The 17,890-nt window shown below is 72.3% G+C and carries 12 protein-coding genes; 6 read left to right on the top strand and 6 right to left on the bottom strand.

The window, feature by feature from the left end:
• Positions 1 to 31: 31 nt before the first annotated feature.
• Both thiD and murA read left to right on the top strand, forming a co-directional pair.
• The gene (gene thiD, locus AC5R91_RS24920; protein ID WP_495393721.1) at positions 32 to 856 is read left to right on the top strand and encodes a bifunctional hydroxymethylpyrimidine kinase/phosphomethylpyrimidine kinase; all 825 of its coding nucleotides are present in this window, start codon (positions 32 to 34) and stop codon (positions 854 to 856) included.
• Positions 857 to 1,041: 185 nt separating this feature from the next.
• A complete protein-coding gene (gene murA, locus AC5R91_RS24915; RefSeq protein WP_495393720.1) occupies positions 1,042 to 2,394 on the top strand; it encodes a UDP-N-acetylglucosamine 1-carboxyvinyltransferase in 1,353 nt (450 codons plus the stop codon).
• A gap of 84 nt (positions 2,395 to 2,478) precedes the next feature.
• On the opposite strand, the gene AC5R91_RS24910 is transcribed toward murA, so the two are convergent.
• Complete coding sequence (locus AC5R91_RS24910; protein ID WP_495393719.1) at positions 2,479 to 3,489, bottom strand: NAD(P)H-dependent glycerol-3-phosphate dehydrogenase; 1,011 nt, start codon at positions 3,487 to 3,489, stop codon at positions 2,479 to 2,481.
• Between the two features lie 547 nt (positions 3,490 to 4,036).
• Between AC5R91_RS24910 and cofC the strand changes: the two genes are divergently transcribed.
• Positions 4,037 to 4,789: a 2-phospho-L-lactate guanylyltransferase gene (gene cofC, locus AC5R91_RS24905; RefSeq protein ID WP_495393718.1), complete on the top strand. Its 753-nt coding sequence runs from the start codon at positions 4,037 to 4,039 to the stop codon at positions 4,787 to 4,789.
• A 46-nt stretch (positions 4,790 to 4,835) separates the two neighbouring features.
• Here cofC and AC5R91_RS24900 read toward each other — a convergent pair whose 3' ends face one another.
• The gene (locus AC5R91_RS24900; RefSeq protein WP_495393717.1) at positions 4,836 to 7,388 is read right to left on the bottom strand and encodes a putative bifunctional diguanylate cyclase/phosphodiesterase; all 2,553 of its coding nucleotides are present in this window, start codon (positions 7,386 to 7,388) and stop codon (positions 4,836 to 4,838) included.
• Positions 7,389 to 7,672: 284 nt separating this feature from the next.
• Positions 7,673 to 8,689, bottom strand: coding sequence for a transglutaminase family protein (locus AC5R91_RS24895; RefSeq protein ID WP_495398055.1), 1,017 nt, complete (start codon positions 8,687 to 8,689; stop codon positions 7,673 to 7,675).
• 351 nt (positions 8,690 to 9,040) lie between these two features.
• Between AC5R91_RS24895 and AC5R91_RS24890 the strand changes: the two genes are divergently transcribed.
• Positions 9,041 to 11,239, top strand: coding sequence for an RNA degradosome polyphosphate kinase (locus AC5R91_RS24890; RefSeq protein ID WP_495393716.1), 2,199 nt, complete (start codon positions 9,041 to 9,043; stop codon positions 11,237 to 11,239).
• A 20-nt stretch (positions 11,240 to 11,259) separates the two neighbouring features.
• On the opposite strand, the gene AC5R91_RS24885 is transcribed toward AC5R91_RS24890, so the two are convergent.
• The 3 genes from AC5R91_RS24885 to leuC form a co-directional block, all read right to left on the bottom strand.
• On the bottom strand, positions 11,260 to 11,544 hold the full coding sequence (locus tag AC5R91_RS24885) for an HU family DNA-binding protein (protein ID WP_009742300.1): 285 nt from the start codon (positions 11,542 to 11,544) through the stop codon (positions 11,260 to 11,262).
• Positions 11,545 to 12,065: 521 nt separating this feature from the next.
• On the bottom strand, positions 12,066 to 12,653 hold the full coding sequence (leuD, locus tag AC5R91_RS24880) for a 3-isopropylmalate dehydratase small subunit (protein WP_495393714.1): 588 nt from the start codon (positions 12,651 to 12,653) through the stop codon (positions 12,066 to 12,068).
• 103 nt (positions 12,654 to 12,756) lie between these two features.
• Positions 12,757 to 14,154: a 3-isopropylmalate dehydratase large subunit gene (leuC, locus tag AC5R91_RS24875; protein ID WP_495393712.1), complete on the bottom strand. Its 1,398-nt coding sequence runs from the start codon at positions 14,152 to 14,154 to the stop codon at positions 12,757 to 12,759.
• Positions 14,155 to 14,315: 161 nt separating this feature from the next.
• Here leuC and AC5R91_RS24870 point away from each other — a divergent pair, with 161 nt between their 5' ends.
• The gene (locus tag AC5R91_RS24870) at positions 14,316 to 15,023 is read left to right on the top strand and encodes an IclR family transcriptional regulator (RefSeq protein ID WP_495393711.1); all 708 of its coding nucleotides are present in this window, start codon (positions 14,316 to 14,318) and stop codon (positions 15,021 to 15,023) included.
• Between the two features lie 466 nt (positions 15,024 to 15,489).
• Positions 15,490 to 17,661 (top strand): serine/threonine-protein kinase, encoded by a 2,172-nt coding sequence (locus AC5R91_RS24865; protein ID WP_495393710.1) that lies wholly within the window; start codon positions 15,490 to 15,492, stop codon positions 17,659 to 17,661.
• The last annotated feature ends 229 nt before the right edge of the window (positions 17,662 to 17,890 follow it).

The raw sequence follows: 17,890 nt of genomic DNA, 5'->3' as shown, positions 1-17,890 counted from the left end.
CGAGGAGACACATGAGGGTTCGGAGCGTCTCGTGATCAAACCCGCTCCCGTCGCCGCGTCCCCGGCCGCGGCGCCGCCACGGGTGCTGACCATCGCGGGCTCCGACTCCGGCGGCGGGGCGGGGATTCAGGCTGATCTCAAGACGATGCTCGCGTTCGGCGTCCACGGGATGAGCGCCATCGTCGCCGTGACGGCGCAGAACTCGCTGGGCGTCCACGGCGTCTGGGATCTACCGCCCGAGGCGGTCCGCGCCCAGATCAGGGCGGTGGTGGACGACATCGGGGTCGACGCGGTGAAGACCGGCATGCTGTCCTCGGCCGCCCTCGTCGCCCTGGTCGCCACGGAGCTGGAACGCGTCACCGCACCGGTCGTGGTCGATCCGGTGGGCGTGTCGAAGCACGGCGACCCGCTGCTCGCACCGGACGCGGTCGATGTCGTCCGCCGGGAGCTCATGCCGCGCGCGACGATCGCGACTCCGAACCTGGACGAGGTCCGCCTGTTGACCGGTGTGGCCGTGCGGGACGAGGCCGACCTGCCCCGGGCCGCCGCGGCGATGCTCGCGCTGGGGCCGCGCTGGGTGCTGATCAAGGGTGGTCATCTACCCGGTGACGCGGTCGATCTGCTGACCGACGGCTCCACGGAGATCCTCTTGCGCAGCCGTCGGATGGACCGGCGACACACCCACGGCACCGGCTGCACGCTGGCCTCCGCGATCGCCTCGAGGCTGGCGCGAGGAGACTCACCGACGCAGGCAGTTCAGGCCGCGAAGGAATACGTCAGTGGCGCGCTCGCGGCCGGTTTCCCCCTTGGGGCGGGGATCGGCCCGGTAGATCACGGTTATCGTCACCGCAGGTAGCCGGCGTTGGTCCGGGCCGAGCCGGCCCGTGCGATGTCTGGTTCAATCGCCCCGCCGCATGTGACCTGACGCATCCGCATCATCGCCGTGGGAGGTAGCCCGTGGGGGCGAACAGTGCTGCAGTGGCCACGCAAGGAGGCGCCACGCAGGAAGGCGCCACGCAGGAAGGCGCCACGCACGGAGGCGTGGACCACCGGTGGTACCGCATCAGCGGCGGCGCTCCGCTGCGGGGCTCGGTCGAGGCGTCCGGCGCCAAGAACTCGGTCACCAAGCTGCTCGTGGCCACCCTGCTCACCCCACAGCCGTGCACGCTGACCCGGGTCCCGCGGATCGCCGAGGTCGACGTCGTCCTGGGCATGCTCACGGAGCTCGGCACCCAGGTGGAATGGCTCGACGAGCACACGGTGCGGCTCACCACCGAACGGATCGTCGACGCCTCGCTGTCGGAGGCCTACTCCGGGGTGAACCGCATCCCGATCCTCATGATGGGTCCGCTGCTGCACCGCGTCGGCGAGGCCGTGATCCCGCTCCCCGGCGGGTGCCGCATCGGGAAGCGACCTGTCGACTTCCATCTCGCCGGGCTGCGGGCGATGGGTGCGGAGATAGTCGAACAGGTGCGTTCCGTGCAGGTCAAGACCCTCGGCCTGCGCGGCACCCACGTCGCCCTGCCATTCCCGAGCGTCGGCGCGACCGAGAACCTGCTGCTCGCGGCGGTGCGCGCGCAGGGCACCACGGTGATCTCCAATGCCGCGGTGGAACCGGAGGTCGTCGACCTCATCCTGTTCCTGCAGCAGATGGGCGCCCTGGTCGACGTGGAGGCCGACCGGACGATCGTCGTCCAGGGCGTGGCAACGCTGCGCGGCGCCACCCACGCGCCCATCCATGACCGGATCGAGGTCGCGTCGTTCGCCGCCGCCGCGGTGGCCACCGGGGGACGGGTGGAGGTGATCGGCGCCCGGCAGGAGCACCTGATGACGTTCCTGAACCACCTGCGCCGGCTCGGCGGCGAGTTCGAGGTGACCCCGCGTGGCATGACGTTCTTCCGAGCCCGGCCGCTCACCGCCGCGCATGTGCAGACCGACGTGCACCCCGGGTTCATGACCGACTGGCAGCAGCCGCTGGTGGTGCTTTTGACCCAGGCCAGGGGAGCCTCGGTGATCCATGAGACGATCTACGAGGACCGGTTCGGTTACACCCGCCAGCTCGCGGAGATGGGCGCCGACATCGCGCTGTCGACGCTGTGCCTCGGCGGAAAGTCGTGCAGGTTCGCCGCCCGCGACTTCGAGCACTCGGCGGTCGTGAGCGGCCCGACCCCCCTCACCGGCGGTGATCTTACGATTCCGGACCTGCGGGCGGGCTTCGCCTATGTGCTCGCCGCGTTGGTCGCGGACGGAACGAGCGTCATCCGCGGGACCAGATTTCTCGAGCGCGGGTACGAGGACCCGGTCGGCAAGCTCCGCTCGATCGGGGCCCGCGTCGACGCCGATCCGGTGCCCGCCCCCCGCGCTGCCGGTCCGTCACCCGAGCCACCCGCCTGACCGAGTCCACGCCGGAACCGGGAGTCCACGCCAGAACCGGCAGGAGTGTCATCCGCGGCCGGCCCCTGCGGTCTGGCGCCGATGTCATCGATGTGGTCGGTACTCCGGTCCCGGCTCCCGGCTCATCAGATCCTTGACCGCCTCCAGCGGCGGCAGACCCTCATAGAGGACCCGCTCGACCTGTTGCGTGATGGGCATCGAGACGCCGAGCTGATCGGCCATGGCCAGCAACGGTCGGCAGGACCGCACCCCCTCCGCGACCTGCCGCTGCTCCGCCTCCACCTGCTCCAGGCTGAGTCCGCGCCCCAGCTTCTCGCCGAAGGTCCGGTTGCGCGACAGCGGCGAGCCACAGGTCGCCACGAGATCACCGAGCCCCGCCAGCCCGGCGAAGGTCATCGGCTCGGCGCCCAGCGCGATGCCGAGCCGCGCCGTCTCGGCCAGACCCCGGGTGATCAGGGAGGCGAGGCTGTTGGTACCGAAGCCCATTCCCTCGAGCATTCCCGCGGCAAGGGCGATGACGTTCTTCACCGCGCCGCCGAGCTCGCATCCCGTCACATCGTGGTTGGTGTAGGGCCGGAAGTAGGGGGTCCAGCAGGCAGCCTGGACGATTTCCGCCGTCCGGGTCGAGGTGCTGGCGACCACGGTCGCCGCCGGATGCTCCGCGGCGATCTCATGGGCCAGGTTCGGGCCGCTGACGACCGCGATCCGGTCCGGCGTCACTCCGGCGACCTCGGCGATGACCTGGCTCATGCGCAGCCGGCTACCCGCCTCGACCCCCTTCATCAGACTGACGTAGATCGCGTCGGGCGCGATCCGTGGCACCCAGCGGGCGAGCACCGAACGCAGCGCCTGTGAGGGAACGGCCAGCACCACGAGCTCAGCGTCCGCCAGGGCGCCGCCCGGGTCGGACATCGCCCGGACCCGGTCGGGGAGCTGGACCGAGGGCAGATATCGCGGGTTGACATGCCGGTTGTTGATCGAGTGGATGATCTCCGGGTCTCGGGCGACGAGGTCGACCCGGGCGCCCGCGTCCGCGAGGACCTTCGCGAAGACGGTTCCCCATGACCCGGCGGTCAGCACCGCCACCCGCCTCACCTCGTCCTCCCGGAAGCAGCGCGACGACCGCCCTCGGTCGCGCCGACGCGGGCCCCGCCCGGCCGGACCGAGGCCGGGGGCGGGGGCGGGGGCGCGACACCGCTCGCGGCATCCTCGGACCGGTTGTTGGGATCGGCGGTAATGGTTCCCTCCGGATGGGTCACGGGACCGGCGTCGACGTCCGGTGCGGCGAGCACCCCGACGCTGCGCGATGGCGTGCCCACCGCGTCCTCACACTCGACCGTAGACGCCGCTCTGGCGGGCATCACGCAGGATGCGGCGCTCACCAGCGACGTCGCCACCCACCAGGGAGATTCCGACGACTCCATCGCCGAGAGGCCACGCTCAGCGAAGAGCCGCGCCCGCCACCCGCACGATCAACGCGGGCAGCGACCGGAGGCGGACACTGGGGATACGCACGCGGACGACGCTCACCCCACGACCAAGGCGAGACGTTGGCCGACTCTCGCGAAACACCTCCCTGCCACCGCTGGCCGTCGACCGGACCGGGGCGTCCGGCTCGCGACGCCACGCGGCGTCATGGCCTATGGTCACCTTCGTGTGGCTCCCACGAGGCGGGGCGTCCTGGACGGTCCTTCTGCCGCTGAAGAACCTGGCGCGGGCGAAGAGCCGGCTGGACCGGCCGGACCGTAGTCTGCTGGCGCTCGCGATGGCCCTCGACACGGTGACGGCCGTGCTCGCCTCGGCAACTGACCTCGTCGGCGCCGTGGTGATCGTGACCAATGATCAGACGGTCCGCCGGGCGCTGTCGCGGTTGCGGGACCAGGGTGACATCAGCGCCGGGCACGAAGCGGGTCGGGCGCCGGCCCTCTCGCTGTCGACGCAGGAGCGGGCCCGCCTCGTCATCGTTCCGGACACCCCCGACCAGGGCCTCAATCCGGCCCTGGCGCACGGCGCAGAGCTTGCCGCGGGCCGCTGGCCCGGGCGTCCGCTGGCGGCCCTGTCCGGGGATCTGCCGGCGCTGCGGACCGCGGAGCTGCACCAGGCCCTGGCGGCCGCCGGCGACCACCGCCGCGCGGTCCTCGCCGACGCCGCGGGCACGGGCACCGTGTTGCTCACCGCCGCGACCGGGTCGCCGCTGGGCCCGTCGTTCGGACCGCTCAGCCACGATGCGCACCGCCGCTCAGGCGCCGTCGACCTGACCGACGCCCTCGGGTCCTCGGTACCCGGGCTACGACGCGACGTCGACACCATCGATGATCTCGCGCAGGCACGTCGCCTGGGGGTGGGCGGCGCAACGGCGGCGGCGCTCCTGGTCGGCCGGGCGCCGGTGCCCTGACCAGGCCCGGCGGATGCGGGCCGGGGCCGTCACGCAGGCGGCGTCGTCAGGCGACCGGGTCCGCCCCTGGAGCCGGCTCGGCGGTCGGCAGCCGGCCGCCAGCGGGGGGCCACGGCCGGAGCGGCGAAAGGGGCAGCGGACCCGGCCGCGCGAAAAAGAATCCCTGGCCCAGTTCGCACCCGAGCTCCTCCAGTTCGGCGATCTGACCCTCGCGCTCGATGCCCTCTGCGACGACGACGGCGCCGAGCGCGTGCGCCAGAACGATCATGGAACGGCGCATCGCCGCGGCCCGGCCTCCGCCCTGCGGCGGTTCCAGCAGAGTCCGATCCAGCTTCACGACGTCCACAGGAAGCAGGTGCATCGCAGCGAGCGTGCTGTTGCCCGCACCGACGTCGTCCAGAGCGACGGCGACACCCAGCGCACGCACCTCGTCGAGCACCTCGCGCGCACCGTGCAGGTCGTCGATCCGGCTCGTCTCGGTGATCTCGACGACCAGGCGCCGGGGATCGAAGCGACTGGCGGCGAGCGCACGGGCGACGCTGTCGAGCAGGGTCGTGTCGGCGACCCTGCTGGCCGAGACGTTCACGTGCAGGCGCAACGTGGAGTCCGGGTAGGCCACCGCTATCTCCGCGCAGGCCCGGGTGAGGACCATGTCGTCCAGCGCGCCGACGATGCCGCCGTTCTCCGCGGCAGCGACGAAGGTGCCGGGCGGCACCGGTCCGCGGCCCGGTGCCGTCCACCGGGCGAGCGCCTCCAAGGCGACGGGACTGCGATCGCGCAGGCGCACGATGGGCTGGTAGTGGACGTCGAACCCGGCCGATCGGCCGCCGCGACGCAGCGCGGTGGCCAGTGCGTCGGCGAGATGGGTGCCGACGACGAGGTGGGCGCCGGGAGTGGCGCACAACCCGGGCCGATAGACGACCAGGCGGTTCTTGCCCGTCCGCTTCGCCGCGTGCACGGCCGTGTCGGCCCGGCGCAGCAGGGCCTCGGTCGTCTCCTCCTGGGTGCGGCCGGCCACGACCAGCCCCACGCTGCCCCGCACGGGCCAGTGATGGCCGCCCACCGACACGGGTTGGCGCAGGGCCGCGAGCACGCGTTCGGCCACCGTCTCGGGCAGCTCCCGCCCCCCGTCGAGCAGCACGGCGAACTCGTCGGAGCCCAGCCGGGCGACGGTGTCCGTGGCGCGCACGCAGTGCCGCAGACGCTGGCCGACGGCACGCAGCAGATGGTCCCCGGCGGCATGGCCGAGGCTGTCGTTGATGATGCGGAAGTCGTCCAGGTCGCAGTACAGGACGGCGACGTCCCGACCGTCCCGACCATTTCGGCGGCTGGCGGCGAGGGCGTCGGTCAGCCGCTGGTGGAACAGCGTGCGGTTGGCGAGCTCGGTGAGCGGATCGTGTGACGTCCAGTGCCGCACCTCGCGCTCGGCGTTCCCGACCAGCGCCACCAGCCGCTGGCTCGCCCGCAGGGTGACCATCTGCCGGACGACGACGGCGGCGATCAGGGCCGAGCCGACCACGATCTCGACCGGGTCGAGCACAACGCCTGCCCGCGACCGGTCGAGCATCAGCGCGGCGACGCCGGCGGCGGGAACATAGGGCAGCGCGAGCCGCAGCCAGCCGACGAGGTCGCCGCGTGGCCCGTCCCGGGCCACCCGACCGCCGTCGCCCGCCCAACCCGCACGCCACGCCGCCAGGACGACGAGCAAGGCGCCGACCACCGCGCCAAGACCCGCCAACGAGCTACCCAGCCGGCCGGCATCGCCGCCGACCTGCGCGCACCAGGCCCCGACCACTGCCAGGAACACCAGGCCGGTGCCGGCCGCGGCGACGGCCGGCAGGTCGACCGGCTGGCGGAAGCCCGCGACGTGCAGGACCGCGAGCGCCAGGACGAGGACGACGATCGGGTGCGCGACCGTTACCAGGTGTCGCACCACCCCGACACCACTTTCGCCCCCTCCAACGTCGGCGACGTCGGCCTCACCGAGGCCGGCCAGCATGCCCGACCAGGTGAGCAGGAACAGCGAACCGCCGAGGATGATCTCGTCCAGAGCCGTGGCCGGCACTCCGACGAACCCGCCGGTCAACCGGGACCCCCCGCCCGCGCCACCGCCAGCACCGCCAGCACCGCCAGCACCGCCAGCACCGCCGGCGCCGCCAGCACCGCCACCCGCACCGCTGGGCACGCCCGCAGACCGCAGGCCGTCGGCGAGGCGGCCCAGCCGCGAGCCTCCGCCGGCGGGCCAGCCCATCTCGCCCAGTCCCCCGGCCGAGATCGAGGAGGCGAGCAGGGTGCATCGGGCCCGGGAACGCCGCACCCGGCTCGCCGGTACCGCGGCGAGAGCGGCGAGAGCGAGGACGGGCATGGCGAGCTGCCCGGCGTCGGCGAGGTACCCGACGTCCGCGGCCGTCGGGCGGTCGGTGGCGAGCCGTTCCCAGCGGTGCAGCGTCCAGGCCGTCTGCCCCACGGTCCAGGCGGTCAGCGCGAACGACAGCCAGACCAGCCAGCGGCCACGGGGCCGGCCGAGCCGGCGTCCGGCCCACGCGCAGCTCAGCGTCGCGGTCAGGCCGGCAGCGATTGCGGCGGCGTCGACGAGCATCCCCCGTCCCGCCCTCCTCCCCGTGCATCGGCCGCCTGGGACAAAGGAATCCTCATGGAGCAACGGAAACGGCCGATCAAATCACCACATGTCATCAACAGGCGCGTTGGCGCCCCTCGTCAACGTAGCGCGTGATCGCCCTATCACAAAGAGTAGATAGATGCCTCGCGTGCCGCGCGGTCTTCTCGGGCGTCCACCGTGTCGACGGTCACGGCCAGGCCCCACTCGGGGCGGCAACCCGCGGGACGCTCATCCCCCGGAAGGGGCGCACCGCGACAGGGAGATCACGGCGCGGGCTCAACGTCGACGACGGTGACCCGCTGACTGGCGGTCAGGGTCCCCCGCCCCGCTCCGGTGTACCAGCCGGACGTCGGCGCGACGTCGGAGTAGTCGCGGCCGACCGCGACCGTCACGTAGCGGAGATCCGCCAGCCGGTCGTGGCACGGATCGAAGGCGACGGCGAGGGCGCCGGGTTCCCAGCCGGCCGCGTCGGCCGCCGCCCCTCCCCCCGCGCCGGTCCGGGGAACGCCATCGGCCACCCCACCGCTCATGACGACCTCCACCCAGGCGTGTGACGGGCCGTCCCCGACGAGATGCCCGGACACGTAGCGGGCGGGCAGCCCCGCCGCGCGGCACAGGGCGAGCATCACGTGCGCCTGGTCCTGGCAGACCCCGGAACCGCCGGCAAGGGCCTGGGCCGCCGTGGTCGTCACGTCCGTACTGCCGGGGACATATCGAATTCTGCTGTGCACCCAGCCGCAGAACCGGCGTGCCGTCGCCACCGGATCGTCGGTGGCCAGGGCGCGGGCAGCCGCGGTGAGCGTCGCGTCCGGCACGGTCAGCGGGGTGGCGTCGAGCAGCCGACGGCCGGCCAGTGCCGTGGCCCGCAGCCATGGCCGAACACCCCCGGCGATCCGGTCGATCGTCACGGTCACATCGAAGTCAAGTCGGGGCGGCACCCGGTCGAGGCGCACCACCGCACTTCGTGTCCCGTCGGCGCCACGTCGCCAGGTGGTGCGGGCCGCATCGGAGGAGACCGCCAGCCGGGCGTCGCGGACAGTCTGGTCGCCATGCCGATTGGGCGGGACCACGACGAGCCGGTGCACCAGGTCGGTGGCGTCGCCGTCGTAGGTGTACCGGAAGCGCTGCGCGACCCGATAGGTCACCCGCGTCCCGGCCTGCAGGTCGGTCAGGTTGACGGCAGCCACTCCCGGATGCTCCCCCCCGGGCAGATCACTCCCGGACGCCGTCGAGGGTTGCGGCAGCGTCGCAGCCCCGCCGGGTTCGAGCGGATCCGACATCCTCACCGGAGGTCTCCTCGCTCCAGCACCGGCCGTCCAAATGGTGTGATATCAGACACACAGTGCCCGCTTGACCGTGGAAGGGGCACAAGGACCGTTTTTGGAGAGAACGACCGATCGACGGCGGATGTTTCCATCACACTGCCGATCGTCGCCTTCGACTGTTTCCATGCCGTTAACGCCGGGTCCCGGGGCCCGGCAGGCGACCACGGGGAGGCGACCAAACCACTACAACGGGCACGGATCGAACCGGTGGCCCGCCATGATGCCCTCGATGAGTCATCGGCGCCGCCGTATCCGGACATCGTCCCGCGCTGCCGAGTTCGCCGTCGGCTGGCACCATCTAGAGGCATGAGCGAGCTGGTGGCGACCCGTCCCGAACAGCCTCAGCGCAAGGCCCGCAGCGGCCTGCTCGAACCTCTGGAGGCGCCCCGTCCGCCTGCGCCGTCCGATCTGCCGGCCGATCGGTTCATCAACCGCGAGGCGTCCTGGCTCGATTTCAACGCCCGGGTGCTGGCGCTCGCGGAGGACGTCTCCACGCCGTTGTTGGAGCGCGCCAAGTTCCTGGCGATCTTCGCCAGCAACCTCGACGAGTTCTACATGGTCCGGGTCGCCGGTCTGATGCGGCGTGAGGCCACCGGACTCGCGGTCCGCTCGGCCGACGGCCTGAGCGCACGGGAGCAGCTCGACCTTGTCAGCCGGACCACCGCCCAGCTCACGGAGCGGCACTCGCGCTGCTTCACCGACGAGGTCGTGCCGTCGCTGGCGCACGCGGGGATCAGCATCCGGTTCTGGTCCCAGCTCAGCGAGGCCCAGCGGGAACACCTGCACGACTACTTCCACGAGCAGATCTTCCCGGTGCTCACCCCGCTCGCGGTCGACCCGGCGCATCCGTTCCCCTACATCAGCGGCCTTTCGCTCAACCTCGCCGTTCAGGTCCGCGAGCCGGGCGGGGAGATCGACCACTTCGCCCGGGTGAAGGTGCCGCAGAACGTGCCGCGGCTGGTCTCCGTCGCGGTGGACCCGGCCGGGGACTTCCCCGCGGACGGCCCGACGCCGGCGGAGTGCGCCTGCTTCGTGCCGCTCGAAGAGGTGATCGCCGCGCACCTCGATCAGCTTTTCCCCGGCATGGAGGTGATCGACTCCCACCTGTTCCGGGTCACCCGCAACGCCGACCTCGAGGTCGAGGAGGACGAGGCGGAGGATCTCCTGCAGGCCCTGGAGCGGGAGCTGGCCCGCCGACGCTTCGGTCCCGCCGTCCGGCTGGAGGTCGACGACGACATCGATTCCGACCTGCTGGCGCTGCTCATGCGCGAGCTCGAGGTCACCGAGCGGGAGGTGCACCGGGTCGCGGGGATGCTGGACCTGTCGGCCCTCTGGGCCCTGTACGACCTCGACCGGCCGGAGCTGAAGGACGCGCCGCGGGTTCCGATCACCCATCCCCGACTGATCACCGAAGAAGGGGAGACGCCCGACTTCTTCAGCGTGCTGCGCGAGGGTGACGTCCTCGTCCACCATCCGTACGACTCGTTCACGACCTCGGTGCAGAGGTTCATCGAACAGGCCGCCGCCGATCCGCACGTCCTCGCCATCAAGCAGACGCTCTATCGCACGTCCGGCGACTCCCCGATCGTGGACGCTCTCGTCTCGGCGGCCGAGGCGGGCAAGCAGGTCGTCGTGCTGGTCGAGATCAAGGCGCGGTTCGACGAGAGCGCCAACATCCGCTGGGCGCGCGAACTCGAGCGGGCCGGTTGCCACGTCGTCTACGGCCTGATCGGATTGAAGACCCACTGCAAGACCTGCCTCGTCGTCCGGCAGGAGCGCGGCGGGCTGCGCCGGTACTGCCATGTGGGCACCGGCAACTACAATCCCAAGACCGCACGGCTCTACGAGGACCTCGGCCTGCTCACCGCCGATCCCGAGGTGGGCGCCGACCTCACCGATCTGTTCAACGTGCTCACCGGGTACAGCCGGCAGACCGAGTACCGCTCGCTGCTGGTCGCTCCGCAGCACATGCGTGACGGGATCCTGCAGCGCATCTCCGCGGAGGCGCGGGCGGCCCAGGAAGGCCGTCCGTGCGGCATCCGCCTCAAGGTCAACAGTCTGGTCGACGAGCAGGTGATCGACGCGCTCTACCGCGCGTCCATGGTGGGCGTTCCCGTGCACTGCCTGGTGCGGGGAATCTGCGCCCTACGGCCCGGTGTACCGGGCCTGTCGGAGACCGTGCACGTCCGGTCGATCCTCGGCCGCTTCCTTGAGCACAGCCGGGTCCTGGAGTTCGCGTCCTCGGACGAGTTCTGGATCGGCAGTGCCGACATGATGCATCGCAACCTGGACCGGCGGATCGAGGCGCTCGTCCGGGTGCCGCATCCGGAGCGCCGCGACACCGTGCGCCGCATCCTCGATCACGCCTTCTCCGACGAGGTGTCCGGGTGGGTGTTGCAGTCCGACGGCCGGTGGGAACGGCGGACGGCCGGCCCGGACGACGTCCGGCTGTCGGACTACCAACACGACCTCATGGCCGAGGCCATGCGGCGCGGGCACCGGTAGCCCGGCGCCCGCACCGTGGCTCAGTCGCCGCTCGCCGAGACGCTCGACTTGAACTCGGAGCCGGGCCGGAACTTCGGCACCACCGAGGCCGCGACGTGCACGGGCTCACCCGTCGCCGGGTTGCGCCCGGTGCGCGCGGCCCGCTCGACCCGCTCGAACACGCCGAATCCGGTGATGGTCACCTTCTCGCCGCTGGCGACGGCCTCCTGAATGGCGTCGAACACGGCGTCGACGGCTTTGGTGGCATTCGACCGTCCGCCCTCGATCTGCTGGGCGATGCGGTCAACCAACTGGGACTTGTTCACAACAACCTCCGGACGCCCCCCGCAGGCGCGGGGTGGGGAGCAGATCGGGCATCACACTGCGCTGCACCGTAGGCATCTCCACTGTCGAGGGCAATTCCCGCGACCGTGTCGCGTCACACAAACCCGCACGTCAACGGGTTCGAGCCAGTGGGCGACGGGATGCGTGCTGTACGGCCAGCGCGCAGCATCCGGTAGATTCATCACGTTGGGTAGCGAGAGGCGTCTGTTTTTTTGGGCGCAATGTCACGCTTTGGTAGCCGGCCGCCTCCGCGACCGCGCAACCAGCTCTGCTACGTAATCAACCAAACGCCGCAGGCGATGGTGAACAGGTCGGCGCCGGTCGGTAATCGACCGGCCACTCGGGCAGGACTACCCACACATCAGCCCCGATGTTAGTTTCGTCACATCGGGGCCGATGGGCGAGTGGAGAGGCCGAATCGTCTGTGCTGCAGGCCTCCGCCCGGTTGGAGCGGGATCCGCGCCGGAGCTGCCGCCGACGTCGGGACGCCCGCGCGCGGGCGCTACACCGCCGAGGGCAGCCAGACCGGCCTGGTCGCCTCGAAGCCGGTGATCAGCTCCTCGTGCCGCAGAGTCAGGCCCACGTCGTCGAGCCCCTCCATCAGCCGCCAGCGGGTGAAGTCGTCGAGCTCGAAAGGGGCCACCAGGCCGGCTCCCCGAACCTCGCGAGCGGCCAGATCGACGGTGATCTCGACGGTCGGGTCCTGCTCCACCGCCGTCTGCAGGGTCTCGACCGTCTCCGCCGGCAGCTGTACCGGCAACAGCCCGTTACCGAGCGCGTTGCCCCGGAAGATGTCGGCGAACCGGGGCGAGATCACCGCCCGGAAGCCGTAGTCCTGCAGCGCCCAGACGGCGTGCTCACGCGACGAGCCGGTGCCGAAGTCGGGGCCCGCGACCAGGATCGACGCCTCGGCGTAGGCCGGGTTGTTGAGCACGAAGCCCTCGTCGGCCCGCCACTCGGAGAACAGGCCGGCACCGAACCCGGTGCGCTCGATGCGCTTGAGCCACTCGCTCGGAATGATCTGATCGGTGTCGACGTCGCTGCGCCGCAGCGGCACGGCCCGACCGGTGTGAATCGTGAACGCCTCCATCGCCGGAAACGCTCCCCTCTGGACGAAGTCGTGATCAGGATGGCGGTCGCGGTCGCGGGGAACCCGGCTAGTTCGCCGGGACCCGCGGCCGCGCCGGCGCGGCTTACAACTGCGCCGGGGCGGTGAGCTGGCCGGTGACCGCGGTGGCGGCGGCGACTGCCGGAGAGACGAGGTGGGTCCGCCCGCCGGGGCCCTGGCGTCCCTCGAAGTTCCGGTTCGACGTGGAGGCGCTGCGCTCCCCCGGGCGCAACGTGTCCGGGTTCATCCCGAGGCACATCGAGCAGCCGGCGCTGCGCCACTCCGCTCCGGCGGCCCGGAAGACCTCGTCCAGCCCCTCCGCCTCGGCCTCCGCCTTGACCTGCATCGACCCGGGGACGACCAGGGCCCGGACGCCGTCGGCCACCCGCCGGCCCCGCAGCACGTCGGCCGCGGCCCGCAGGTCGCTGAGCCGACCATTGGTGCAGGAGCCGATGAACACCGTGTCGACGGTCACCTCGGACAACGGCGTGCCCGCCGTGAGTCCCATGTAGGTCAGCGCGCGCTCGACGGAGGCCCGCGCGGCCGGGTCCGCGTAGTCGGCGGGCGCGGGGATCAGCGAGTCCAGCGGCGCCGCCTGGCCCGGGTTGGTCCCCCAGGTCACGTACGGGGTGAGGCTCGCGGCATCGATGACGACCTCCCGGTCGAACACGGCGTCGTCGTCCGAGGCCAGCGTGCGCCAGTAGGCCACAGCCTCGTCCCAGTCCGGGCCGGTGGCGGCGTGCGCCCGACCGGCGAGGTACTCGAACGTCGTGTCGTCGGGAGCGATCATCCCGGCACGCGCCCCGGCCTCGATCGACATGTTGCAGACGGTCATCCGGCCCTCCATCGACAGGCCCCGGACCGCCGCGCCGCGGTACTCGATGACGTGCCCGGCGCCGCCGCCGGTGCCGATCCGGGCGATGATCGCCAGGATGAGGTCCTTCGCGGTGACGCCGGCCGGCAGGTCGCCGTCGACCGTGACCGCCATCGTCTTCGGGCGGCTCTGCGGCAGCGTCTGGGTCGCGAGCACATGCTCGACCTGACTGGTGCCGATGCCGAAGGCCAGCGCCCCGAACGCGCCGTGAGTGGAGGTGTGGCTGTCGCCGCACACGATCGTCATCCCCGGCTGGGACAGCCCGAGCTGCGGGCCGACGACGTGGACGATGCCCTGGCCGGGGTCGTTCATCGGGTACAGCCGCACCCCGAACTCAGCGCAGTTCTTGCGCAGCGCCTCGACCTGGGCTGCGGAGATCGGATCCGCGATCGGCGCCAGCGTGTTCGTGGTCGGCACGTTGTGGTCCTCGGTGGCGAGGGTCAGGTCGGGGCGGCGCACCGGCCTTCCGGCCAGCCGCAGCGCCTCGAACGCCTGCGGCGAGGTGACCTCGTGCACGAGGTGCAGATCGATGTAGAGCAGATCCGGTTCACCGTCGGCGCGGCGCACCACGTGGGCGTCCCAGACCTTCTCCGCGAGTGTGCGCCCCATGGCCCACTCCCCTCCTGCGCCGGGCGAGCTGCCCGCGCGGTCGTCCGACAGTCCTGAGTTCGGGGTCGTGCCACGACTAGGCGCCGCGCCATTTGCCCGATCTTGCTATCCCGCCTGCCTACCACCTACCATCCCATCATCTGGGATGGCAGTATCAACTTATGAAACAGCTTAGCGGAGTCGGGGTCCTGGACAAAGCAGCACTCGTCCTGGCCGCTGTGGAGCAGGGGCCAGCCTCCCTCGCCGACCTGGTGGCTCGGACCGGGCTCACGCGGGCGACCGCGCACCGCCTGGCCAGTGCGCTCGAGATTCACCGCCTCGTCGGGCGGGACGGCGCCGGCCGTTTCGTCCCCGGCCCGCGGCTGGCGGCCGGGGTGGCCACCCCGCTGCCCTGGGACGTGCTCGACCGGGCCGACCGGATCCTGACCGATCTGCGCGATGTCACCGGGGAGAGCACCCAGCTCTACGTCCGGCGCGGCGCCCTGCGGCTTTGTGTGGCCGCCTCCGAGCGGGCGAGCGGCCTGCGCGACACGGTTCCGGTCGGCGCCGCGCTGCCGATGACGGCGGGGTCCGGGGCGCAGGTCCTGCTCGCGTTCGCGGATCATCCCGACCCCGACCTGCTCGCCGCCGCACCGTTCGACAGCGGGACGCTCGCCCTGGTACGCGAGCGCGGCTGGGCCGAGAGCATCGGCGAGCGGGAGACCGGTCTGGCCTCGGTGTCCGCCCCCGTGCGCGGGGAATCCGGGACGGTGATCGCGGCGGTGTCGCTGTCCGGCCCGCTGGAGCGCCTGACCCGATCACCCGGGCGCCGGCACGGGGTGGCCGTGCTCGCCGCGGCGGCGCGGCTGTCGACATCGGCCGTCGACTGAAGGAACCACTCGCCGTCAACCCCAGGCCACCGCAGATCGGCCGGCTTGCCGGTCCGGTCGAGCCCTGCGTGCGGCCGGCGTGACCACGCAGACACGTTTTCCCCGCTTGTCCTGGCTTTCTTGAGATTGCGGATGCCCCGATCGGGCCCCACAACCAAACAGAACGCGGACTACGCCCGCTGGGTCCATTCCGGCGTCCCGGTGGCGCGGGTCTCCCCCGCCGCAGGGAGTGTCCTTCCGCCGTCGTAGCCTGTTCGAGTCGTCCGTCTCGGATGATCGGAGAAGTAGGCCGGATGACCCAGTGGGGTCATTGCCATCCAGCGAGCAAGCGATATAGGTCGCCCGCGCACTGGGGGCGCCCGTCCGGAGGACTCTTCGGGTTCCGCATGGCCGGGCGGTCGTCGCCCGCGGCGGCGCCGCCGTAGGTTCGGCCGCCTCGTGCGGCGCCAAGGAGGGACAGGGCGCGGTGCGCAAACTGGGTTCGCGGTACGTGCTGCACGAGCTGCTCGGGCAGGGTACGACCGGCCAGGTCTGGCGAGGTGTCCGGGTCCAGGACGACGCCGCGGTGGCGATCAAGGTGCTGCGTCCCGAGCTCGCGGGCGATCCGGAGATCGTCGATCGGTTCCTGCGGGAGTGGGATCTCCTCGTGGATCTCGACAGCCCCGATCTGGTCGCCGTCCGCGACCTCGTCAACGAGCCGGACGCGCTGGCCATCGTGATGGATCTCGTCGAAGGCCCTGACCTGCGGGCGCATCTGCGTGAGTTCGGCCCGCGGCCCGCCCAGGAGGCGGTCCGGCTGGCGATCGGCACCCTCTGGGCGCTCGACAGCGTGCACGCCGCCGGGATCGTCCACCGGGACGTCAAGCCCGAGAACATTCTCATCGACACGTCCCAGCCCGACCGCCCGATCGTCCGCCTCACCGACTTCGGCATCGCCCGCGTGATCAGCACGCCGTCCCGCATCAGCGCGACCGGGCCGATCGGCACCCCCCTCTACATGGCGCCCGAGCTCGGCACCGGCGCCCCCCCGACTCCCGCCGCCGACGTCTACTCGGCGGGGGTGGTGCTCTACGAGCTCCTCGCCGGATCGCCGCCGTTCGACTCGACGAATCCCGCGGAACTGCTGCGGGCGCACCGGGAGGACGACCCGCAGCCGATCGCCGGCGTGCCGGCGCCGGTGTGGGACGTGCTCGCCGGCATGCTCGCCAAGTCCCCGCGACGACGGCCGACGAGCGCCGCCGACGCGGCCGACGACCTGAGCGACGCGCTCGAGGTAGGCCTGCGCGGCGCTGGCGGCGCTGGCGGCGCTGCCGGCGCCGCCGAGGAGCGCGACCGGCGCGGCGCCGCGCCGAGCTCGGGACTCGGCGAGCTCCCCAACGAAGCGGCGCCGACCGGCGCCTACCACCGACGGACCGGCGAACGGCCGGCAGCGCCGGCCGCCACCCAGCGGGTGGTCCGGCCCGCGGCCGCCGCGGCGACCGTCGGGGCCGCCGCGGGCACCGGTGGCTGGAACGACCTCGAACACACCCAGATCGCGGGCAGCCTGACCGCGGCCGCGACGAAGGTCAACGGCTGGGACGGCGGCGAGTCCGAGCACACTCGTATCGCCCCGGCGACCAGCGCCCAGAGCGGCGGTCGCGGTGGTTGGGACAGCGACGCGCCGACCGGGATGAGCCCCGCGGTGCGCGTCCCCGCCCGCTCCGGTGGGCCGGCCGCCGACACCAACACGGTCATGTCGGCGATCCCGGCCAGCAAGCAGCCCGGCGCGGCCGGCGGCAACGCCGGGGGCGGGTCGCGGGCGGCGGCCGACCGCCGCCGGCGCACCCGGATCGCGGCCGGTGCCGGTCTCGTCGTCGCCCTCGTCGCCGGGGCCGGGGGCTGGGCGCTCGCCTCCGGCGGCAGCACCGACTCGGCGCTGTCGGCCGACAGCGCCTTCGAGTCCTCGGCCGATCCGAGCGCGGGCGCCCCGGCCGCCGGCTCCCCCGGTGCTGGAGCACCCGGCATCGCGGTCGGCGTCAATGGGAGTGCCCCCGGGGCGGTCGCCGTCCGGCCCGGGGCGAAGGGCTCCCCCGCGCCCGGTGAGCACCCGTCAGCCGGCGCCTCCGCCGCGGCCACGACCCCGGCCGGCAGCCCGACCGCGGGCAGCAGCCCATCGCCCTCGCCGACCGACGACGGCACGGTGACGGTCCCCAACACCGAGGGCAGTGCGCTCAACACGGCGCAGAACACGCTGAAGTCGGCCGGCTTCACGAACATCAACCAGACCTACGGCTGCTACAACACCGGCAAGGCCGACAACGTCGCCCACCAGTCCCCGAAGACCGGCAAGGTTGCCAAGACCACGGCCATCAGCCTGCAGGTCGAGGACTGCGCCCAGGTCCCGAACGTCAACGGGATGTCGGAGTCGGACGGCAAGTGGCAGCTCTACTGGGCCGGCTTCACCTCCACGGCGGTCAACGGCGCGTGCGCCAACGGTGAGACGAGCAGGATCTCCGGGTCCTCGCCCACGGGGCAGCGCCCGCGGCACTCCACCACTGTGACGCTGACGGTGACCTGCACCAAGCCGGCGCCGGCCCCGACGACGGCCGCGCCCGCACCTACCCCGTCGACAGCTCCCACGACGGCCACGAAGGCCTGACGCGGTCGGTCGGCCCGCCCGTCAGCGGCCCGACCGGCTCCGCTCGAAGCAGCGACTCCCGCACCGCTCCGCTTGCGGCGGGAGTCGCTGACTGCAGGGCCGCCCCGCGCGGCGTAGCCAGATGCGCCGGCCGGATTCCGCTCTCGCGATCTCATCCCCACCAGATCCCGGCAGGTGCGCGGCCGCCACCTGTTCCAATTCCGGCCGGGACAGGAACGCCGCTGCCCGC

The organism is Frankia sp. BMG5.60, from assembly GCF_059428125.1.
The sequence above is the reverse complement of the archived record's forward strand: the minus strand, read 5'-3'. Positions and strand labels throughout refer to the sequence as shown.

Bases quoted from the DNA above. Each gene is read 5' to 3' on its own strand.
- cofC (WP_495393718.1), top strand. From the start codon at position 4,037: ATGGTCACCTTCGTGTGGCTCCCACGAGGCGGGGCGTCCTGGACGGTC.
- AC5R91_RS24900 (WP_495393717.1), bottom strand. From the start codon at position 7,388: ATGCTCGTCGACGCCGCCGCAATCGCTGCCGGCCTGACCGCGACGCTG.
- AC5R91_RS24895 (WP_495398055.1), bottom strand. From the start codon at position 8,689: ATGTCGGATCCGCTCGAACCCGGCGGGGCTGCGACGCTGCCGCAACCC.
- AC5R91_RS24890 (WP_495393716.1), top strand. From the start codon at position 9,041: ATGAGCGAGCTGGTGGCGACCCGTCCCGAACAGCCTCAGCGCAAGGCC.
- leuD (WP_495393714.1), bottom strand. From the start codon at position 12,653: ATGGAGGCGTTCACGATTCACACCGGTCGGGCCGTGCCGCTGCGGCGC.
- leuC (WP_495393712.1), bottom strand. From the start codon at position 14,154: ATGGGGCGCACACTCGCGGAGAAGGTCTGGGACGCCCACGTGGTGCGC.
- AC5R91_RS24870 (WP_495393711.1), top strand. From the start codon at position 14,316: ATGAAACAGCTTAGCGGAGTCGGGGTCCTGGACAAAGCAGCACTCGTC.